16 protein-coding genes and 2 pseudogenes are annotated in these 16,945 nt (G+C 69.4%); 11 read left to right on the forward strand and 7 right to left on the reverse strand.

Features of this window, described 5'->3' with window-relative positions; all coding sequences use genetic code 11:
- The first annotated feature begins 148 nt into the window (after positions 1–148).
- The 3 genes from DEP02_RS34585 to DEP02_RS12150 all read left to right on the forward strand — a co-directional run bounded on the left by DEP02_RS34585 (position 149) and on the right by DEP02_RS12150 (position 3,306).
- On the forward strand, positions 149–640 hold the full coding sequence (locus tag DEP02_RS34585; RefSeq protein ID WP_232839063.1) for a helix-turn-helix transcriptional regulator: 492 nt from the start codon (positions 149–151) through the stop codon (positions 638–640).
- Positions 641–648: 8 nt separating this feature from the next.
- Complete coding sequence (locus DEP02_RS12140; RefSeq protein ID WP_112467348.1) at positions 649–2,529, forward strand: propionyl-CoA synthetase; 1,881 nt, start codon at positions 649–651, stop codon at positions 2,527–2,529.
- 399 nt (positions 2,530–2,928) lie between these two features.
- On the forward strand, positions 2,929–3,306 hold the full coding sequence (locus DEP02_RS12150; RefSeq protein ID WP_112467350.1) for a hypothetical protein: 378 nt from the start codon (positions 2,929–2,931) through the stop codon (positions 3,304–3,306).
- 149 nt (positions 3,307–3,455) lie between these two features.
- Here DEP02_RS12150 and DEP02_RS12155 read toward each other — a convergent pair.
- The 3 genes and pseudogenes from DEP02_RS12155 to DEP02_RS33945 form a co-directional block, all read right to left on the reverse strand.
- A pseudogene (locus DEP02_RS12155) lies at positions 3,456–4,123 on the reverse strand (MFS transporter); the annotation flags it as partial.
- A gap of 142 nt (positions 4,124–4,265) precedes the next feature.
- Complete coding sequence (locus tag DEP02_RS12160; protein WP_438947754.1) at positions 4,266–4,631, reverse strand: hypothetical protein; 366 nt, start codon at positions 4,629–4,631, stop codon at positions 4,266–4,268.
- 84 nt (positions 4,632–4,715) lie between these two features.
- Positions 4,716–4,871, reverse strand: coding sequence for a hypothetical protein (locus DEP02_RS33945; RefSeq protein ID WP_198668398.1), 156 nt, complete (start codon positions 4,869–4,871; stop codon positions 4,716–4,718).
- 474 nt (positions 4,872–5,345) lie between these two features.
- On the opposite strand from DEP02_RS33945, the gene DEP02_RS12170 reads away from it, so the two are divergent.
- Together DEP02_RS12170 and DEP02_RS35295 are read left to right on the forward strand one after the other, a co-directional pair.
- A complete protein-coding gene (locus tag DEP02_RS12170; protein WP_232839064.1) occupies positions 5,346–6,653 on the forward strand; it encodes an MFS transporter in 1,308 nt (435 codons plus the stop codon).
- A 410-nt stretch (positions 6,654–7,063) separates the two neighbouring features.
- Entirely contained in the window at positions 7,064–7,195 is a 132-nt protein-coding gene (locus DEP02_RS35295) for a hypothetical protein (protein WP_269809357.1), read from the forward strand.
- Positions 7,196–8,366: 1,171 nt separating this feature from the next.
- Here DEP02_RS35295 and DEP02_RS12180 read toward each other — a convergent pair.
- On the reverse strand, positions 8,367–8,912 hold the full coding sequence (locus DEP02_RS12180) for a DUF305 domain-containing protein (RefSeq protein ID WP_438947755.1): 546 nt from the start codon (positions 8,910–8,912) through the stop codon (positions 8,367–8,369).
- A 221-nt stretch (positions 8,913–9,133) separates the two neighbouring features.
- Here DEP02_RS12180 and DEP02_RS12185 point away from each other — a divergent pair, with 221 nt between their 5' ends.
- On the forward strand, positions 9,134–10,636 hold the full coding sequence (locus DEP02_RS12185) for an LVIVD repeat-containing protein (protein ID WP_112467353.1): 1,503 nt from the start codon (positions 9,134–9,136) through the stop codon (positions 10,634–10,636).
- A gap of 461 nt (positions 10,637–11,097) precedes the next feature.
- Here DEP02_RS12185 and DEP02_RS34590 read toward each other — a convergent pair whose 3' ends face one another.
- Positions 11,098–11,265, reverse strand: a complete 168-nt coding sequence (locus tag DEP02_RS34590) for a UvrB/UvrC motif-containing protein (RefSeq protein ID WP_232839065.1) — start codon at positions 11,263–11,265, stop codon at positions 11,098–11,100.
- A gap of 478 nt (positions 11,266–11,743) precedes the next feature.
- On the opposite strand from DEP02_RS34590, the gene DEP02_RS12200 reads away from it, so the two are divergent.
- From DEP02_RS12200 to DEP02_RS12210, 3 genes and pseudogenes are all read left to right on the forward strand, one after another.
- Entirely contained in the window at positions 11,744–11,998 is a 255-nt protein-coding gene (locus DEP02_RS12200) for a hypothetical protein (protein WP_232839066.1), read from the forward strand.
- A gap of 291 nt (positions 11,999–12,289) precedes the next feature.
- Positions 12,290–12,494: pseudogene (locus tag DEP02_RS12205) on the forward strand (cold-shock protein).
- 195 nt (positions 12,495–12,689) lie between these two features.
- Entirely contained in the window at positions 12,690–13,748 is a 1,059-nt protein-coding gene (locus DEP02_RS12210; RefSeq protein ID WP_232839067.1) for a right-handed parallel beta-helix repeat-containing protein, read from the forward strand.
- 737 nt (positions 13,749–14,485) lie between these two features.
- On the opposite strand, the gene DEP02_RS34600 is transcribed toward DEP02_RS12210, so the two are convergent.
- Entirely contained in the window at positions 14,486–14,935 is a 450-nt protein-coding gene (locus DEP02_RS34600) for a hypothetical protein (protein ID WP_232839068.1), read from the reverse strand.
- Positions 14,936–14,979: 44 nt separating this feature from the next.
- On the opposite strand from DEP02_RS34600, the gene DEP02_RS12225 reads away from it, so the two are divergent.
- Positions 14,980–15,924, forward strand: a complete 945-nt coding sequence (locus tag DEP02_RS12225; RefSeq protein WP_438947756.1) for an aminoglycoside phosphotransferase family protein — start codon at positions 14,980–14,982, stop codon at positions 15,922–15,924.
- Between the two features lie 413 nt (positions 15,925–16,337).
- Here the strand turns inward: DEP02_RS12225 and DEP02_RS33950 are convergent, their stop codons facing one another.
- Entirely contained in the window at positions 16,338–16,532 is a 195-nt protein-coding gene (locus DEP02_RS33950) for a hypothetical protein (protein WP_198668399.1), read from the reverse strand.
- Here DEP02_RS33950 and DEP02_RS12230 point away from each other — a divergent pair.
- Positions 16,467–16,817 carry a recombinase family protein gene (locus DEP02_RS12230; RefSeq protein WP_332871957.1) on the forward strand — a complete coding sequence of 117 codons (351 nt, stop codon included), beginning with the start codon at positions 16,467–16,469 and terminating at the stop codon, positions 16,815–16,817. The two genes, DEP02_RS33950 and DEP02_RS12230, sit on opposite strands and share 66 nt — an antisense overlap.
- The last annotated feature ends 128 nt before the right edge of the window (positions 16,818–16,945 follow it).

Genomic DNA, 16,945 nt, shown 5'->3' on the forward strand with positions numbered 1-16,945 from the left:
GTCGGGTGGGCCCGTCGGGCCGGCGACCGGATCGTGCAGGGGGCGGACGACGAACGCGGTGAATGGTCGATGAGGCCGTACCGGCAGCCGAAACGCGGATCAGTCTGTCCGGGACGGGGCGTCGGGGTGGGTGTGTCACCATCGCGGGATGAATGCCACCCCGGCCTCGACGCGCGACGCCCAGCTCTCGCAGTTGCGGCAGCTACGCATGGCCAAGGACGCCATGGACCGTGATTGGGCCGAGCCCATCGACATGGAGGCGGTCGCCGCGCACGCCGGGTACTCGCGCTACCACTTCGTCCGCGTCTTCCGGGCTGTGTACGGGCAGACACCCGGGCAGTATCTGAGCCGCCGCCGCATCGAGCGCGCGGAGAACCTGCTGCGCACCGCCGACCTGTCGGTCACCGAGATCTGCGCACTGGTGGGCTTCACCAGCCTGGGGCTTCACCAGCCTGGGGTCCTTCTCCTCGAGCTTCAAGAAGCGGGGGTGTCCCACTGGAGGTGGTGGACGGCGCGTGATGGTCGGATGATGGCTGATGAGCTGCCACCCCCTTCCGCCCCGGCAGCCCGGCGCGGGAGCGGACGTACTCCTGCGCGGGCGGTCGGGCCGTGCTGCGCGGACGGGACCACGAAGGAGTGAACCCGCAGATGGACGTCTACCGCGAGCTCCACCGGCGCAGCATCGCCGACCCCGAGGCCTTCTGGGCGGAGGCCGCCAAGACCGTGACCTGGGACCGCGACCCGGTGCGCGTCCTGGACTCGGACCGGCCCCCCTTCCACCGCTGGTTCCCCGACGCCCGGATCAACACCTGCCGCAACGCCCTGGACCGTCACGTCGAGGCCGGCCATGGCGCCCGCACCGCCCTGATCCACGACAGCCCGGTCACCGGCACGAAGAGCAGCCTCACCTACACCGAACTGCTGGACCTGACCGCCCGGTTCGCGGGCGTGCTGCGCGGCCTCGGCGTCGGCAGGGGCGACCGCGTGGTCATCTCCATGCCGATGGTGCCGCAGGCCGTGGTCGCGATGCTGGCCTGCGCTCGGCTCGGCGCCGTCCACTCCGTCGTCTTCGGCGGCTTCGCCGCCAAGGAACTCGCCGTGCGCATCGACGACGCCCGGCCCAAGGTCGTCGTCTCCGCCTCCTGCGGCATCGAGGCCGGCCGCGTGGTGCCGTACCAGCCGATGCTCGACGAGGCGCTGCGGCTGGCCCACCACGCGCCCGAGCGCTGCGTGATCCTGCAGCGCCCGCAGGCCCTGGCCGACCTCACCGACCGGGACCTCGACTGGGACGAGGCGATGGCCGCCGCCGAACCCGCCGACTGCGTGACGGTCGCCGCGACCGACCCGTTGTACATTCTCTACACCTCGGGCACCACAGGCCGGCCCAAGGGCGTCGTCCGCGACAACGGCGGCCACGCCGTAGCCCTCGCCTGGAGCATGCGTCACGTCTACGGCATCGGCCCCGGCGACGTGTGGTGGGCCGCCTCCGACATCGGCTGGGTCGTCGGCCACTCCTACATCGTCTACGCCCCGCTGATCATCGGCGCCACGACCGTCGTCTACGAGGGCAAGCCCGTCGGCACCCCGGACGCGGGCGCCTTCTGGCGGGTGATCGCCGAGCACGGCGTGAAGGCCCTGTTCACCGCGCCCACCGCGCTCCGCGCGATCAAGAAGCAGGACCCGGACGCGGCCCTGCTCGCCCGGCACGACCTGAGCGGCCTGCGCAGCCTCTTCCTCGCGGGCGAGCGCCTCGACACCGGCACGTACTCCTGGGCGACGCACGTCCTCGGGGTGCCCGTGGTCGACAACTGGTGGCAGACCGAGACGGGCTGGCCCATCACCGCTGTCCCGCGCGGCGTCGGCGGAGTGGACATCAGGCCCGGCTCGCCCGGCGTGCCGATGCCCGGCTACGACCTGCGCATCCTCGACCCGAGCGGCCACGAGTGCGCCCCGGGCCAGGACGGCGCCGTGACCCTGCGGCTGCCGCTGCCGCCGGGCACCCTGCCGACGCTCTGGGAGGACGACGAGCGGTACGTGGCCTCGTACCTGTCCGCGTATCCGGGGCACTACCTCACCGGCGACGGCGGGCACGTCGACGAGGACGGCTACGTCTTCGTCACCGGCCGGACCGACGACGTCATCAACGTCGCCGGGCACCGGCTGTCCACCGGCGCCATGGAGGAGGTCGTCGCCGCCCACCCGGATGTCGCGGAGTGCGCGGTGATCGCCGTGCGGGACGAGCTGAAGGGACAGGTGCCGCGGGCCCTCGTCGTCCTCAAGTCCGGCGCCGACACCACGCCCGACCGGCTGGAACGGGAGATCGTCGCCGAGGTACGCGACCAGGTGGGCGCCGTCGCCTCCCTGAAGCAGGTCACCGTGGTGCCCGCACTGCCGAAAACCCGCTCCGGGAAGATCCTGCGGGCGGCCATGCGCGACATCGCCGACGGCCGTGACACCCCGACGCCCGCCACGGTCGAGGACCCGGCCGTACTGCATGCACTGCGCAGCACCCTCCGCCCCAGGGCCTGAGCCGAGCCTCTCCCTCTGCGCTGTCTCGTGCGGGGGAGAGGCCCCACCCACGCCGGGCGCACACACCACGCCCCGGGCAGCAGCCACCACCCGGCCGCGCCCCGCGGGCCGGCGCAGCCGGCTGCGCACGACAGCAGGACGCGACAGCAGGCCGGCGCACAGGATCGTCTTTGCCGACGAGGCGGCCGCGCTGATCCCGGCGGGCTCCACCGTCGGCATGAGCGGCTCCACCGGACCCGGATACCGGCGATTTCCGGCCACCGTGTCGTTGGGGATCATGGCCGGAGAGGCGCTGGTGGGATGTCGGTGCGGTGACGGAGAATGCCGCCAGAAAGAGAGATCAACTTTGCCCGTGCTGGGTAAGCGATCTTCAGTCCCGCCTTCAGGAAGGTCACGCTGATGCGGTCCGTCTCCCGCCCGGCACAGGCCGTCGTCCTGCACTACCGCAGCCGCGACGTCGTTCCGCTCCATCCCCTGGATGTCGCGGATGGTGAACTGCTGCGCATCATCTGCGACCCCTACACGCCGGTGTTCCTCACGGTGCACGCGGGCGGACGCCGCAGATACAGCTACTGGCAGCCGTTCGACGCCCGTACCGGCAAGGGGAGTTGCTACGTCGCCCTGCCGACTGACGTGTGCGACATACTGCACTCCACCGGACGGATCACGCTGGGTGAGCCGCTCGTCGACCCGGGCAGGACGATCTACCGCGTCCGGCCCGCCGACACCCTGACCGCTGCCCAGCGCTTGGTGCGGAAAACGGCTCACGCGGCATGATCGAGGCTGCTCGGCGGTGCGGCCGCCGCCGTCGCGGTGCTGTACGCGCCGGGGCCGGACGTGCTCGCGGCTCTTGCTGGTCTGGAGGCGCCGGGGGCTGTGGGCAGGGTCATGGTCGGGCGGTGCGCGGCGGCTGCGCGGGGCGTCTGCCGTACCCACAGGCCGATCGCGACCATTACGGCGGAGAACAGGAACCGGCACGCGCCAGCCCCAGTTCAGGAAGGCCTCGGAGGGCTGCGACGGGTCGGCACCCGCCGTGGACGGCAGCAGCGCGCCGATGATCAGGAAGAGCCCGTTGCCGATGATGAAGCCGAGCGGGGCTCCCAGCTGGGGGAACGTGCCGTAGAGGGCGCGCTTGTCGCTGGGGGCGTTCTCGGTGGCGACCAGGGCGGGGCCGCTCCACTCGCCGCCGAGTGCGAAACCCTGCGCGAGCCGCATCAGCACCAGCAGCACGGTGGCGATCCAGCCGGCCTGCGCGTAGGTGGGCAGCACGCCGATGAGGAAGGTGGCGATGCCCATGGTGAGAAGCGAGGCCACCAGCGTGCCCTTGCGGCCGATCCGGTCGCCGGGGTGTCCGGAAGACGACGGCGCCGATCGGGCGGGCGACCATCGCGGCGCCGAACACCGCGAAGGACGACAGCAACGCTGTGGTCGGGTCGCTGCTCGGGAAGAAGAGCGCGGGGAAGACCAGGACGGCGGCGGTCGCGTAGATGTAGAAGTCGTAGAACTCGATCGTCGTGCCGATGAGGCTCGCGACGAGGACGCGGGACCGCGAGTTGACGGGTGCCTGGGCTGGGCTGGTGGTTGGTGCGGGCATTTCTTGGTCTTTCGCACGCGGGCGAAGAACGGTCGCCGGCGGTATGCGCCGACGGTCCGCACGACGGCACGCGTTCCCCTTCGGGAGACGGCTGCGCGAACGGTGCGGGCATGGTGACGATGTCAAGAATCTCATTCATCAGTCACCTCATGCCAAGATGTGAGACGAGCCCGGGCTGCCGGGCATTCTGGGAGCGTGCCGGCGAACGGTCCGGCGCGGACCGGGAACAGCCGCAGGCCGTCAAGGACGTCGCGATGGCGGCGGCCAGGTCGACGACTCCGGCGATCATGCCGGCGGTGCGGTCGGCGGGCGACGTGGGAACGGAGGGCAGGGCCGCCGTCTTGACCGCGTACAGCAGCGCGAAGCTGAGACCGGTACCGGGGCTGAACGCCCCCGCGCTCAGGCCGGGCAGGAACCCTGGACTCCCCTTGGGGGAAAGGACGATGCCGAGCCCGTTGAGCACGATGTTCGCCGCGTCCTCGAAGCGGACGATCCGCCAGTTCGGCAATCGCCTCCGGCGACGGAGGACGTGACTTACGGGGCTGCCCATCGGTCCGCCCGCTCGTCCTGGGCGAGTGCCGGGGTCAGTCCGTCACGGCGAGGAGTGCGACTCCCGGCCGGTCCATCCGGCCGCGGCGGGTGGCTTGGACTCGGGGGCCAGGGCGGCGACCAGAACGGTGGCGAGGATCGCCACGACGGCCGTCGTCCGGAAGGCCGACCGGAAGCCGTGGTTGCCGGCGGAAGCCACGGGCCGGGGCGTCGACACCGGCGATGCCGCCGTTGACGGCAGTGATCACGCTCAGCGGGGTGCCGTACGTCTTCGACTCGGTCGCCTCCACCCCGGCATGATCAGGCAGAGAGGGACGACCGGGCCGGACCACCCTGGATGATGCGGTCGGCGAACAGTACGGACTTCCAGGCATTTCAAACTGTGCGCGTTGGTGATTGGTGCGGCAAAGCAGGTCAAAACTTCCATCGCGCATCAACACCAGCCGCCCTGCTGGGGCCCACCCGATTGCGGCATGACATAGGTCACGGAGTGTCTGGCTCGATCTTGGAATGCGCAGCCCCCTGCCACTGCTGCACTCCTTGAAGGCTTGCCCTGTTCCAAGGGCGTGCTGGGCAATGGTGCTCAGCGCGACGGGCCACGGGGGCTGGAGACGACCCGGGCCTTTCTGCCCCTCGTTCCTGGATTGCTGTTGTTGAAAGGTTTTCCTGCGTCATGCCACTGGCTCTGCTGGCTCTGGCTGTCGTTGCGTTCGGTATCGGTACGACCGAGTTCGTCACGATGGGGCTGCTGCCCCAGATCGCTGACGGGATCGGCGTGTCCGTGCCGGACGCCGGCAACCTCGTCTCGGCCTACGCGCTCGGTGTTGTCGTCGGCGCACCCGTGCTGACGGGTATCGGCGCGCGGGTACCCCACAAGCGGCTGCTGCTGTTCCTGTCCGGGCTGTTCGTGGTCGGCAACATCGCGTCCGCGCTTGCTCCCAGTTTCGGCCTGCTGTTCGCCGCGCGTTTCCTGGCAGGTCTGCCGCACGGGGCGCTGTTCGGTGTGGGCGCCGTCGTGGCCTCCCGGCTGGTCGCCCCCGAACGGGCTGCGCGCGCCGTTTCGAGGATGTTCCTCGGGCTCACCGTCGCGAACATTGTCGGCGTCCCGGCCGGAACGGCCCTCGGGCAGCAGTTGGGCTGGCGGTCCGCCTACGGCGCGGTCGCCGTGATCGGCCTTGTCGCGCTCGCCGCGCTGGCACTCTTCGTTCCTCACCAACCGCGCGGCCGGCAGTCCGGAATTCGGCACGAGCTGCGGGCCATGGGCAACAGGCAGGTCGCGATCGGGCTGGTCACGGCAGTTGTGGGCTTCGGCGGGTTCTTCGCCGTCTACAGCTACCTGGTGCCCATGCTGACGAACCTGACGGGCGTCTCCGGCTCCTCGACCACTTTGGTTCTTGCTCTCTACGGCGTCGGCATGACGCTCGGCACACTGATCGCGGGCCCTCTCACGGACCGGGCCCTGCGCCCGACGCTGTACGCGGGGCACGCTCTGCTCGCCGTGGCACTGGTGGCGTTCTATTTCACCGTCCACAGCACCGTGCCCGCCCTGGTGACGATCACCTTCATCGGTGCGATGGGTTCCTTCATCACCACGCCCGTCCAGATGCTGCTCATGGCCAAGGCGAAGAACGCTCCCACGATGGCGGCGGCCTCCAACCACTCCGCCTTCAACCTGGCCAATGCGGGCGGTGCCTGGCTTGGCGGCTTGGCCATCTCGGCAGGCTGGGGCTGGGCCTCGCCCAGCATGGTCGGCGCGGCTCTTGCCGCGGCAGGCCTCGGCCTGGCCCTCATCGGCGGTCTCATGGACCGAGGCGGCCCCGGCTCCGTGGTGATCACGTCGTCCGGTGCGGAAGCCTCGACGGGAGCCGGACAGGTCAGGGCAGCCCAAAGCATGGATGAACCTGCTCGCTCCCCCCAGCCTCCGGGAACCGGGAGCAGCGCCCCGGGGCCCCGGCGACCTGATGGGCTCGGCCCGGCTTGAAGCACTGTTGGCCGCCCCGGTCGAGAGCCGCACCAACAGAGCCCGGTGCGGGAGCGGCCGGCCGGGGCGGCGGCCGTATCGACACCTGCCGGGACGGCCGCCAAGGGGCACGCGGCACGGACCGGCACCCGATGGCCGGTCAACGAATCCCGGGGAACGGCGGTTTCCTCCTCCAGGACGGCGGCAGTGGCCAGGCGGCGTGCGCGGGTGACGACTACGTACCACACGCGCAACGTCTCGTCCGGCGGGATCGCCTGTGGCCCAGCGGCGTACGCTGTCCTGCTCAGACAGGAGCAGGAGCACTCCGTCGGCTTCGTCGCCCTTGAACTGGTGGACGGCGCTGGTGCGGATTCCGGTGGCGGGGGTGGGCCGGTGGGAACGCCGAGGGCCGCGACGCCTTCGCCAAGGCAGTGGCAGAACTGCGCCGGATCGACTACCTCGTAGCCGACGCCAGCACACCCAGCGGCGTCGGGGAGCGCCTGGTCGTCGACCTCGCTCCTGCACTGGACGCCCAGCTCCTTCCTCGCCCCCGGATCTTCTGAGCCTTCCGGAAACGCCACCAGCATGCCTGAGCGGAACAAACAGTTCGGCCTGTACGGCGTTCGCGGCACCAAGGGCCGTGAAGCCGTCGCCCACCCCCAGCTCCGCCTCGCCCGCCCTCCTCGCCGAGGACCTCCGCCGCCCTGGGAACGGCCCAGCGAGTCCTGTCGGCTCACCCCCGCCCGGGTCCGCCGGGGGTTCCGCCGCCTTTGCGTGAGGGCCACCAGTCCCGCAGGTGCGCCCAAACCTTCCCGGCGCGGCCCGGATGTTCACCAGGCTCACAGAACCGCAGGCCGGCCCATGTTACGAGCCGGGAAAGACCGTGAAGGAGTCGCAGCCGGTCGTGTCCCGCCAAAAGCGCCGGTGTTGCACTCCAAGGGACACCATCCGGTTCCCCATCGATTTCAGGGCGGTCGCCGACTCCGAGGAGGTGCCCTGCCACACCGGCGTGACGGACTGCAACCCGTGGGCCTCTGAGCCGTTCGACACCGGCCTCAAGACGGGGGTGGGCCGGAGGGAGCGGTTCACCGAGCTGGTGGGCCGAGCAGCTGAGCTCCGGCATTTTGCCGGCGCTGGCAGCACCCGGAGGGAGGCGCACCCGCCCTCCTGGTCGCAGACCCCCCAGGCCCCTCGGCTGGAGGCGCAGAAGATCACATCTGTCGGCGGGCCGGCGGCGGTCAAGGTGCCCAGAGACCGCCGTGACGTCGCCCACCACATACGCGAGGCATTCTCGGGTCCTTCGGCCGGGAGCCTCCTGACGGTCGCGCAGACAGTGGCGGCCCGCACCAGCCAGTACGAGGCCGGTGAGATCAGTGCCGGTGCGGTGGCCGGCAGACTCCCACTGACAACCTTCCCGGCGTCCGGACCGTCCCCGGATCCAGCCCGCTGTCCGCCCGCAAGATCACCTGACCCGTCCGTCCCCCTCCCCGGCGGCGCGTGCCCCGTCGGGAGGGGTTCCCGACATCGCCCGGGGCCCGGGACCCGTCTGGTCGTCCTTTCCGCGCGGGCGGAGGTGAGCCGCACGCTGCCGAGCCCACCGACGGCGGCTACCTGGAGCACAGGGGGACTCCCCTCCGTGCCTGGCGCCCGGTGGGCGCGAGGCGACTGCGGCTGCCTCCGGCATCGCATCGCCGGGTGCCCGGGGGAGAGGCCCGCGGAACGCCACACCGGTCGTCAGGGCATCTCACGCATCCGGCTGATCTCGCTGGTCTGCTGTGCGATCACATCGTTCGCCATCTCCTCGACCTGTACGTTGTTGCCGTCCGAGAGCACCGAGGTGGCCATGATGATCGCGCCGTCGTGGTGCGTGATCATGAGTTTCAGGAACAGCTCGTCGAAGGCCGCGCCCCGCGCCGCGCGCAACTGCTTCAGCTGCGCCTCGGTCGCCATGCCGGGCATCGCGGCATGGTCGTGATTGTGCCCCGAGCTCGCGCCGCCACTGGCGCGCCGCGCCCCGCCGTGGTGCTTCAACCACCCCTTCATGGCGTCGATTTCAGGCCCCTGACCTGCGGCAATACGTGAAGCGATCCGCTTCACGCTGTCCGACTTCGCCTGGTGCGCGGCGAGTTCGGTCATCTCCAGGGCCTGGCCGTGGTGGATGATCATCATCTGGATGTACTCGAAGTCCGCCGCATTGGGGGAGTCGTCGGGCATCTCCTTCGCGGCGTCCTCGGCGGGCAGGGTCCGGGCGGGCTCACCGGGCTTGCCGGGAGCGATCACCGAGGGACCGGGCGCGCTCTTCTTCCCCGGGGCGTCCGCGTCCGAGTCGCACCCGCTGACAGCGAGGGCGGCAAGAGCGAGAGCGGTGACCGCCCGCCACTTGACACGATCAAAGATTTTCACGACGAGTGCGTTGCCATCTTCTGATCTGTACATGAAAAAGACGATACTGCCGCTGTCCGTGCACCGTTCCCTTGCGAACGGAGAGCAGGGAGGAAACAGTGAACCTGTTGAACAGTCCCCGAACACGGCGCAGACACCTGGGAGTTGTGGCAGCCGCCACCGGCCTGCTGGCGGCGCTGCTCACGGCAGCTCCGGCCGTGGCGACGCCCGACCCCGGCGACGCCACCACCGCGCCTCAGCGTGTGTCGAAGAGTGAGGCGACCGAGATCAGCACGGCCATCGCCAAGGGCGAGATACCGGCGCCGGACGAGATCGTCCACTCCGACAACATCGAACACCTCGCCAACGTCCCCAAGGACGCCCTGCCGGATCTCAACTCCGACCTCGCCTTCCAGGGCAAGTACGCGTTCGCCGGCAACTACGACGGCTTCCGCATCTTCGACATCAGCAACCCGAAGGCTCCCAGGACGGTCTCCCAGGTGTTGTGCCCGGGGTCGCAGAACGACATATCCGTCTCCGGGAACCTGCTGTTCCTGTCCACCGACTCCTCACGCAGCGACAACTCCTGCTCGAGCACGACGCAGCCCGCGAGCGAGAAGTCGTCGTGGGAGGGCATGAAGATCTTCGACATCAGCGACAAGAAGAACCCCAAGTACGTCGCGGCCGTCGAGACCAGCTGCGGCTCACACACGCACTCCCTCGTCCCCCGCGGCCGCAACGTCTACATCTACGTGTCCTCGTACTCCCCGAGCCCGTCGTTCCCCGACTGCCGGCCCCCGCACGACGGCATCTCGATCGTCAAGGTGCCGCGCAACGCCCCCGAGAAGGCCGCGGTCGTCAACTTCGCGGTGCTCTTCCCGGGTGACGGCCCCGACGGCGGCGGCAACCCCGGCGCGCCCACCAACCCGGGTGTCTCCAAGACGACCGGCTGCCACGACATCACCGTGCTGCCGTCGAAGGACCTGGCCGCCGGTGCCTGCATGGGCGACGGCATCCTGATGTCCATCAAGGACCCGGAGCACCCGAAGATCATCGACCGGGTCCAGGACAACGTCAATTTCGCGTTCTGGCACTCGGCGACCTTCAACCAGACCGCGAAGAAGGTCGTCTTCACCGACGAACTCGGCGGTGGAGGCGCCGCGACCTGCAACGCGGCCATCGGCCCGAACCGCGGTGCCGACGGCATCTACGACATCGTCGGCAAGGGCGACCGGCGCAAGCTCGTCTTCCGCGGCTACTTCAAGATCCCCCGGCACCAGGCGGACACCGAGAACTGCGTCGCCCACAACGGCTCGCTGATCCCGGTCAAGGGCCGCGACATCATGGTCCAGGCCTGGTACCAGGGCGGCGTCTCGGTCTGGGACTTCACCGACTCGGCGAAACCGAAGGAGATCGGCTACTTCGAGCGGGGCCCGCTCACCACGGACCTGCTGACCGTGGGCGGCTCCTGGTCCGCGTACTACTACAACGGCTACATCTACTCGAACGACATCGCCAAGGGCTTCGATGTGCTCAAGCTCAGCGACCGGCGCACCGACCCGGCCCGAGAGATCCGCCTGGACCAGCTGAACGTCCAGACCCAGCCGGACTACTTCGACTGACACGGCAAAGGCATGCCGGGCTCCGGGCCCAGGAACCCGGAGGCGCGGGCAAGCGCCATGGCACCGGTCCCGCCGGGCGGCTCACCGCCCGGCGGGACGCCCGGCTCCCGGTCCAGACCGAAGCGGTGGATGATCCCGCCGACTCCGCTCAGTACCAGGCGAGTGCTCGGGGGAACAGTTCGCCTTGTCCCGTACTCCCGCGGTCCACTTGGGGTCGGCCATGCCGGTGCGGGCCCGGCGCACTGCACGGGCAACCGCGGTGACGGCCTCGTCCTGGCCGACGACGCACTGGTGCAGGTGCTCCTCCAGCTTCATAAGCCGGTCGCGTTCCTCCAGGGTGAGCCGGGCGACGGGCATGCGGGTGGCGCGGGAGGCGACCTCGGCGATGTCCTCGGCCGTGACCTTGGGCTCTTCCGTGCGTCCCGGCTCTGTTCCTGGGCGACGGCCAGGTCGTCCTGGGCCTACTTGACCCGATCACGCAGGTTCTTGGCGCGGTCGTAGTCCTCCTCGGCGACGGCCTGGTCCTTTTCCCGGCGCAGTGCCGCCAGGCGGTCTTCCAGCTCACGTGTGTCGGCCGGAGCTGTCCTGGCGCGCAGCCGAACCCGGGCGGCGGCCGGGATGCTGGTCATCCAGGGCTGATCCACAGGTACTGAGCATGGCTCCCGTCATCGCCCTGTTGATCGCTGCCATCGGCTCCGGCCGACTCGCCGTCGACCGGTTCTTCCGCTGAGGTACCGGCGGCTGGGCCGAAGCCGCCTTCGCCCTCGGACTCGGCGATATCGGTGCCGCCGTCACGCTGAGTCTCTGACGGCATTCCGGCAGGCCGTGCCACATGGTCCTCCGCCAAAACGGCAATCCAAAAAGGCGCCGCTTACGTAACCGAAGTACGGCTACACCTGGGGATACGTCCCTGGTCGGCTGGTTCCCGCGCAGCGGGGATCTTGGATGCGAGACGTGCTCCTCGAACGTGCGGGGCGACGCCCACGACCGTGCCGCTCCCCTGCGGCCGCGGTCATCCATTTCGTGCCGCCAAGACCGCGCCGGCCGGGTCACACGGGCCGACGCGGCAGAAGGAAGAATGCATTCATCATGCGAGCAAAAGGCGCTATGCGTCTCGTCGCGACGTCGGCCGCCGTTCTGATGGCCGGCGGCGCTGCGATCGGCGCGGCTGGCACGGCCGCAGCAGCAGCCCCTGCCGTGCACACCCATGTGACCACCAGTCGGTGCTTCGGCGACGACTGGCGCTGCTTTGACCATGGCGGGTTCCGCTTCGATGACGACTTCGACCACGGCGGGTTCCGCTTCCACCACCACTTCCACCACCGCTTCGACCGCGGCCCCGTCGTGATCATCGTGCGCTAGTAGCGGTCGCCGCTGGAACTCAAGGGGGCGCGCTCATCGCGGGCGCGCCCCCTTGTCGAAGAAGATCAGTAGGCGTGCCGGTCCTGCTTCCCCGTAATGCGCCGTTTGTCCAGGAGCAGCAGCGGCCAGGCTCGTGGCCGCCCCCCAGCGCTTGGGCCGCTCGTGTACGTGTGGCCGACCGGGCAAACCAGGCGGTACGGGGTGGAACGGCTGGTGGCTCCTTCCGCTGCAGGAGCCGGAGCATGCCCACGATCAAGGGCTGTTTCCAGGCATGAACGAAGGAATAGCAGCATGGCCAGCGGCACCGTGAAGTGGTTCAACCCCGAAAAAGGGTTATGGCTTCATCGCCCAGGACAACGGAGGTCCGGACGTCTTCGCCCGCTACTCCGAAATCCAGGGCGACGGCTACCGTCAGCTGACCGAGGGCGAGCACGTCACCTTCGGCATCGCCCAGGGACAGAAGGGCCCGCAGGCACAAAACATCGTCCGGGGCTGACCGCTCACGGTGATGCAAGGCGGGTTGCCGGAACAGGCAGCCCGCCTCTTTTGTGCGGGGAGACAATCGAATGCAGGCCGTGAGCTGGAGATCGGCCGCGCCCTGCGCGCCTGACCACGGCCGCACGCGCCCGTGACATGCCCTCGGATGGCCCATCCGGCAGCCAGAAAGCTGTCTGATTATAACGTGCAGAATGTGAAGAAATGCCACATCGTCCTTCTCCTGAGCGCGGTAGGGCTCGTCGCCTCCTGCACCGCTGCCGCAACGCCCGACTCGGCGCAGCGTACGTACCTCGTGCACCCGGGGGAATCAATCCAGAAGGCAGTGGACTCTGCCAAGGCGGGCGACACCGTGAAGGTGCTGCCCGGTACCTACCACGAGAGCGTCAAGGTGACGACGCCCGGCCTGACCCTGCGTGGCACGGGCACCGCCACCGTCATCAAGCCGGCGGCGAAGGCCGCGAACGACTGCGGCAAGCGAGGCAACGGCATCTGCGTATTGGGCACCAAGACCAAGCGGCTCAAGGGTGTCACCATCTCCGACCTGAAGGTGACCGGCTTCTCCCACACCGGAGTGATCTCCGTAGCCACCGACGACCTGACCGTGCGGGAGGTGACCGCCGAGAAGAACGCCGTGTGGGGCCTCGCCGAAGAGCGCTCCGAGCACAGCACGTACCGGGCGAACACCGCCCGGAACAACGGGGACGCGGGCATCTTCCTGGCCAACACCGTCACAGCCGAACAGGGTGCCGCCGACGCCAAGGGCACGCTGGTCACCGGCAACCGCCTGGAGGGCAACCGGATCGGCGTCACCGTCCGCCGGCTGCGCAACCTGACCGTCACCAGCAACAACGTCACCGGCAACTGCGCGGGCGTCTTCGTCGTCGGCGACGAGAACAAGCCGAGGGCCGGCGCGCTGACCGTGCGCGGCAACCAAGTCGTGAAGAACAACAAGTACTGCGCCAAAACCAAACGGCTGCCCTTCCTGCAGGGCTCGGGCATCATCCTGACCGGCGTCGAGAAGACCGACGTCACCGGCAACGAGGTGACCGGGAACTCCGGCACGTCCCCGCTGTCGGGCGGCATCTTGCTCTTCAAGAGCTTCGTCGGAGCAACCAGCGACAACAACCGGGTCAGGGACAACTCGCTGCAGGACAACTCCCCCGCCGACCTGGTCAACCAGGAGAGCACCAAGAGCGGCAACACCTTCGCCCACAACTCCTGCCGGGCGTCCAGGCCTGCCGGGCTGTGCTGAGGCCGTAACCCGTAGGCCATGTCGTCATATTCCCGTCGCCCGCCCGAAGGACGGGCCCCGCGACATCTGGTGCGTGCGATCGCAAGGAGCGGGAGCGCTCCCGACGGAGGTCCCCTGCTCGAAGCAGCTTGGGGAAGTGCGTGCCCGGCGCCGCGGGGCGGGTCGGAATTTGACGACGCTGCCTCCAGAGCGATGGGGACCGCCCCTTCGTAGGTGTCGAAGTACTCGATGACGACCCCAGTGATCGCCTCAGTCCGTTGCTGCTTCTGCGGGTCAAGCGGCCAAAGCAGGCCAGCGCCTTGTTCTCGGGCAGCGCCGCGTACACAGCGGCCGTGCGGATGCCCAAGCGCTCCAGCTCAGCGGCCTACGGGCTCCCCACAGCCTCCACACTGACGATGCCGGCGCCCAAGGTTGTCCCGCTGCTGTCGACGGCGAGAGGGCTGGCATCCGCCGGCATCAGTGCGGCTCAGCATCCGACCTGCCGACCTGGAGTCGCTGGCCTGGAGCTGCGACTTCTGTGGTGAACGGATCACGTTGAGCCCAGGTGGAGACGCCCTCGTCCTGGACTCGCGGAGCAACGACGGTGCAGGAAGCCACACCCTCATCTCCCACCGGCACTGCCTGGCCGAGCGAATCCGCCCAGAGAACACCGGAGAGCGGGCGCGAGCATTGAAGATCGGGAAGATGTACTGAGGATCGTCAGGGCCGTGCCTACCGGCGTGGCTGAGCTCGACAGCTCATTCGGCGGGAACCGACCGATGGTTCAGAGAAGCGGTGATCTTCCACAACGCGCTGGACATCGCGGAGATCGTGCGCGGCTCCAGGAGGAGGGCCACATCATCGACCCAGAGGACCTGGCACACATCTCGCCGTACCTGATCGAGCACATCCGCCGCTTCGGCGAGTACTCCACCCACGAACTCGGCCTTGAGCCCGAGGCGTACGACCCGCACCTCGATGTCGACTTCAGCTCGCTCCGCGGCGACGATCCGCCCGAGGCCGACGGCTACGGCCAGGCAGCATGACCCCTCGCCCACGGTCTCGGTCAGCCGCTGTTCGTCACCGACTTCGCCGCACCGCACGTACAGGTGCCCGCCGAGCTCCCCGCCTCCCGGGAGCAACTGGAGGGACGGATGCTCGGTGCCCTGGAGGAGTTCGACGCCCACATACCCTGTCCGGAAGGTCATGAGCAAAGCCAGATGCCGGTGCCACAAGCGATGGGATGTCATACATGGATGGTGTCGAGATCGACGAGGGCTTGGTGCGCTCCTTGCTGCAGGAGCAGCATCCGGACCTTGCAGGGCTGGCCATCCGCGAAGTAGCGGGCGGATGGGACAACCAACAGTGGCGCCTCGGGGACGAGTTGGCCGTGCGCATGCCGCGTACGGAACGTGCCCCGGATCTCCTGCGCAAGGAGCGCCGGTGGCTGCCCGTCCTGGCCCCGCGCCTGCCGCTCCCGGTTCCGACCCCTGTACGGATCGGTGAACCGTCCGCGCGTTTCCCGAAGCCCTGGACCATCATGACGTGGGTTCCCGGCGAGCCACTCGACTCCACCTCGATCAGCCGCGGCGACCACGCGGCCGACACTCTGGCGGGCTTCCTCAGGGCGCTCCATGTGGAGGCGCCCGCCGAGGCGCCGACCAGTTCGGACCGCGGCGCTCACCCCAAGAACTGCACGGACGGCTTCGACCACTTCTTTCAAGCCGTCGCCCTCGGCGGCATTGCCGACGAGGTCCGGGCCGTCTGGGACGATGCCGTTGCGGCCCCCGAGTGGGAGGGCCCACCGGCATGGCTGCACGGTGACCTCCATCCCGCGAATGTCGTCGTCTCGGACGGCACGCTCTCGGGCGTGATCGATTTCGGTGACATGTTCGCCGGCGATCCGGCGTGGGACCTCGCGGCCGCGTGGCTGCTCCTTCCCGCGGGTACGGCCTCACGGTTCTTCGACGCGTACGCGCATGCGGACGGGGCGACGATCCGACGCGCCCGAGGGCTGGCTGCTCTGAAAAGCCTTTTCCTCGTCCTCATGGGCCAGAACGGGGAGCGGGGCCTTCCTGGCGGCAAGCCGACTTGGGGACCCGCGGGCCGGGCGGCGCTCGATCGTGTTCTGACATTCAGCTTGGGCCGGCCCTCTCCCTGCGAAGGTGCCGCACCCACGCACAGGCGCTACCCGTAGGTTTTCTGCCGCTGACTGATGAGATGCCATCCGGCGCCGTCCTGTCGGCAAACGTTGTCTGAAGCCAGACGGGAGACGTGCGAGAACAGGCGGGAGCGCCCGGGGACTTCGGCAGGCACTACTTGCGGCACGTTCAAGCCCGTTGGCTGATGCGGGTCGGCCCCGGTCCCTGGGGTGTGGCACCGGGGCCCTCACGTACGTCATCGGCGGCCGGTCGCTGCAGAGGACAGTGCGGAGCGCCTGCTGTGCCCGTGGAGCGGCTCATGGGCCCGGAGAGCGGTCGGGGCGCAGCCGAGAGCGAGCAGCGGCCGCAGGGAGTCGTACAGCGGCCTGCTCGCCGGCCATTGGGCCCGCGTGGCGTTGGGAGCGGGTAGCGGCCAACGCGTCGGCGGCACCCCGTCCTGGTCGCTTGATCAGATGGGCAGGGTCGCAGCCAGCGGTGCACCGATCCGGATGTCGAGGTAGGCCACGAGATCACCTCCGTCGACAGCACCCCTACGCGCGTCGATGTCACCGTCGTCGGCGAACTGCGCAGGCGCGAGATCGGCTTCACCTCGCCGCACGAGCGGCTCGACACCACCACCCCCGGCGGGCGGCTGGTGTTCCACGTATTCGCCGCTCTGGCGGAGTTCATCCGGGAGCTGATCGTCTCCGGCACCCGCGAGGGCCTGGCCGCCACCCGCGCCCGGGGCAAGGTCGGCGGTCGGCCCGGCGTCGTCAACGCGGACATCATCCGCGCCGCCCGGGACATGCTGCCCGACCCCGAGCACTCGATCACCTCGATCGCCCGCCTGCTCGGCGTCAGCCCGGGGACGTTGTACAACCACATCCCCGACTTGCAGGAGCTCCGGGCCGACCGTGTCCCGGCCCAGCTCGAAGGCGGAATCCGATGATCCCCGGCCCGCACCGCACCAAGGGCGGTTCGTTCACAAGGACTTGTGCAGTCTCGACGAGGGCGGCCATGGTCAGCACCGGGTCGAGCACATGTCTGATCTCGGTGGCCCGGGCCGGCGGCAGCTTC

Origin of the sequence: Streptomyces triticisoli, assembly GCF_003270085.1 — a bacterium.
Classification (GTDB): Bacteria; Actinomycetota; Actinomycetes; order Streptomycetales; family Streptomycetaceae; genus Streptomyces; species Streptomyces triticisoli.

Coding starts and splice junctions, on each gene's coding strand:
- DEP02_RS12150 (WP_112467350.1), top strand. CDS start 2,929: ATGCGGTCCGTCTCCCGCCCGGCACAGGCCGTCGTCCTGCACTACCGC.
- DEP02_RS34590 (WP_232839065.1), bottom strand. CDS start 11,265: ATGACCAGCATCCCGGCCGCCGCCCGGGTTCGGCTGCGCGCCAGGACA.
- DEP02_RS34600 (WP_232839068.1), bottom strand. CDS start 14,935: ATGACCTTCCGGACAGGGTATGTGGGCGTCGAACTCCTCCAGGGCACC.
- DEP02_RS34585 (WP_232839063.1), top strand. CDS start 149: ATGAATGCCACCCCGGCCTCGACGCGCGACGCCCAGCTCTCGCAGTTG.
- DEP02_RS12170 (WP_232839064.1), top strand. CDS start 5,346: ATGCCACTGGCTCTGCTGGCTCTGGCTGTCGTTGCGTTCGGTATCGGT.
- DEP02_RS12140 (WP_112467348.1), top strand. CDS start 649: ATGGACGTCTACCGCGAGCTCCACCGGCGCAGCATCGCCGACCCCGAG.
- DEP02_RS12225 (WP_438947756.1), top strand. CDS start 14,980: ATGGATGGTGTCGAGATCGACGAGGGCTTGGTGCGCTCCTTGCTGCAG.
- DEP02_RS12200 (WP_232839066.1), top strand. CDS start 11,744: ATGCGTCTCGTCGCGACGTCGGCCGCCGTTCTGATGGCCGGCGGCGCT.